Source organism: Brevundimonas sp. CURTG3B2_SDJG (assembly GCF_057364705.1).
The window spans coordinates 1-2,843 of the sequence record NZ_JBNFOJ010000341.1 but is presented as its reverse complement, the minus strand read 5'-3'; the positions used below and the strand labels follow the sequence as shown (position 1 = coordinate 2,843).

Annotated in this window: 2 protein-coding genes and 1 pseudogene; all 3 read right to left on the bottom strand. The window is 69.0% G+C overall.

Going from position 1 to position 2,843, the window contains the following annotated elements; genetic code table 11:
* Positions 1-444: pseudogene (locus AC2W7C_RS16235) on the bottom strand (cell cycle histidine kinase CckA); the annotation flags it as partial.
* A gap of 595 nt (positions 445-1,039) precedes the next feature.
* On the bottom strand, positions 1,040-2,131 hold the full coding sequence (locus AC2W7C_RS16230; protein ID WP_486002325.1) for a Glu/Leu/Phe/Val family dehydrogenase: 1,092 nt from the start codon (positions 2,129-2,131) through the stop codon (positions 1,040-1,042).
* A gap of 204 nt (positions 2,132-2,335) precedes the next feature.
* A partial coding sequence (locus AC2W7C_RS16225) for a serine aminopeptidase domain-containing protein (protein WP_486002324.1) occupies positions 2,336-2,843 on the bottom strand: 508 nt, incomplete at its 5' end.

The window sequence follows — 2,843 nt, the reverse complement described above, 5'->3', positions numbered from 1 at the left end:
CACCTCGTGCTCGCGCGCGCCGATGGGGACGATGGCGCGGCCCTGCTCTCCGGCCCGCGCCTGGGCGAAGGCCATGTAGAGGGCCGAGGCCGACTTGCCGCCCGACCGCGCCGGCGGAAGGGCGGCGGTCGCCCGCCCGCCTCGGCCCAGGCGCCGGTTGAACGCCAGCACCTGGCCGGTGGCCCAGACCAGCGCGGCCGGTTCGGCCATCGCGTCCAGCAGGTCGACGGTCGCGTCCCCGGCCGGCTTGCGGTTCTCGGCCCGGGCGTAGGCGAACAGGCCGATCAGGGCGACGGCCCCGACGGTGAAGATCAGCACCAGGCCGGGCGCGCTCAGCGGATCGGCCCGGAAGGCCGGATAGGCCAGGGCCCCGACCGCGACGACGAAGCCGATCGCCATCACGATCAGCAGCGGGTCGAAAGCCTTGCGGGAGGTTGCGGTCATGGCGCCTCGGCCCGAATCAAAGGGCAGGATGGGCGATAGTGATCCGTATGCGACGCGGGCGCGAATCCGGCGCTCGGCGCGGGCTCTGAAAGTCGCGTTTAGTCAGGCGCGGTCTTCAACTGGACGCCTCTTGCCTTCGTCGGCGAGAGTATGGATCGAAAGCGCCTCGGACGCGGATACGGACGATGGGCCATCGCCTTCGAGACCGGCCTTACGGCGCCTGGCCAAGTAGCGCATCTGCTCGGGGTAATCCCGGCCTGATCCAGGAAAGAACTCGAGCTGGTCCAGGTCGGCGCGCCACAATCGGAATAGGCCTATCGCGGCGAACGTACCGCCGAGCATCAGGCGACGATGTATGGGACCAGGAGAGCTTGGAAGAGGTAGGAACCGCCCCGGCGCCGGTCGAGAAGCCACGTCGGCGCGTGGGGTGCGATCTCCCGGTAGAGCCAGACTGCGAAGACCGTCCAAGCGACGACCAGGAAGAGCCAACAGAACGACGCGCCGACAGCGCGCCAGATCGATAGTTTGGGCCACCCGCTCATCCGTCCAACCCAGCTGACGAGGCCGGAAGGACGAACGGGTGGAATTCCGGGCCTCAGGCCGCCTTGCGCTGTTCCGCCTTCAGGCCGCGGGCGGCGTCGATGCGGGCCTCGGCGATGGCGTCGGCGATCTGGTGGGTCGGGCGCTTTTCCACTTCCGAACGGTCCAGGACCTCCTCCAGCGTCTCCATCAGGCGCGAGAGCTTGGCCTCGACCCAGGCCGGGTCGTAGGCCCCGCCGGTGTTGCGGGCGTTCAGCTCGGACGCGACGTTGATGATGCCGCCGCCGTTGACGACGTAGTCCGGCGCGTAGAGCACGCCGCGCTCGAAGAGCGTCTGGCCGATGTCCGGGGTGGCCAGCTGGTTGTTGGCGGCGCCGACCACGGCCTTGACCGTCAGGCGGTCCAGGGTCTGCGGGTTCAGCGTCGCGCCCAGGGCGCAGGGGGCGTAGATGTCGGCCTTGACGTCGTAGATGGCGTCCGGGGCCACGATCTCGGCGTTGGTGCGGGCGGCGACTTCGGACAGCAAGGCGGCGTTGACGTCGGTCATGACCAGCTTGGCGCCGGCCGCATGGAGCTTGTCGGCCAGGTAGCCGCCGACGTGGCCGATGCCTTGGACCGAAACCGTCAGGCCGGTCAGATCGTCCTGCTTCCACAGACGGCGGGCGGCCAGCAGGGTGGAACGGAACACGCCCTCGGCGGTGACCGGCGACGGGTCGCCCGAGGCTTCGGGACCGTCCGACAGGCCCAGCACGTAGGGCGTCACTTTGCGGGCCTCGGCGATGTCGGCGACCGACACCCCGACGTCCTCGGCGGCGTAGTAGATCCCGCCCAGGGTGTCGACGGCGCGGCCGAAAGCGCGGAACAGCTCGGGCGTCTTCTGGGTCTTGCTATCGCCGATGATGACCGACTTGCCGCCGCCCATCTCCAGATCCGCCACGGCGTTCTTGTAGCTCATGCCCTTGGACAGGCGCAGCACGTCTTCCAGCGCCTCGGCCGAGGAGGCGTAGTTCCACATGCGGGTGCCGCCGACGGCCGGCCCCCGCGCCGTTGAGTGAACAGCGATAATGCCGCGCAGGCCGGTCTTTTCATCAAAGACCGCATGAACGCCTTCGTGGTTCGCGAAGGACGGAGAATCAAACAGGGTCATGCCCATAAGCGGCTACTCCCGGGGTGTTTTTTTGTTGCGGCGCTGATACGCCCCATCGCTTAACACCGCAAGCATGGCGGTTTCGCGTCAGCGCGGAGGGAGGGGCTAGGTTCTAGGGGCTAGGTTTAGGGAAGACGGTAGCCTAAGCCGCGGCGCTGCCCGGAAGCGTTCCTAGAACCTGGCCCCTGGAACCTAGAACCTGCCTTAAAGCGCCGGCGCGACCTCCCCCACACCCGAGGGCAGCGGCGCGCTCGCGTCCCGCAGCCAGGCTTCGACGTCGCGGTACATGGCCTCGGCCTGGAGGTCGCGGTTCAGGATGTGCCACCCGTCCGGATAGTAGCCGGTGCGCAGGTTCGGCCGCTCGCCGGCTCGCTGCAGCGCCAGGCGCATGGCGGGCTTCTGGATGACGTTGTCGTGCGCGCCGTACAGCAGCAACGTCGGAGCGCGCACGCCGCCCAGGCCCAGAGAGGCGCTCTCCATCAGGTCGACCAGGCCGTACAGGGTGTCGAAGCGGGTGGAGATGATGCTGTTCGGGTCCCGGCCGTTGCGGAACAGTTCGATCCGGTTGTCCGATGCGGGATGATCGCGGATGGCCCACTCGGGCGCGTCGACCGCGCGGTCGCCCATGGCGCGCGCGGCCAACCACAGGCCGGCGGAATTGACCGGCCCCTGGGCCGTCCAGCCCCAGACGGCGGGGGCCAGCAGGACGACG

Excerpts from the sequence above, each read along its gene's own strand:
- AC2W7C_RS16230 (WP_486002325.1), bottom strand. The coding sequence starts at position 2,131 with ATGACCCTGTTTGATTCTCCGTCCTTCGCGAACCACGAAGGCGTTCAT.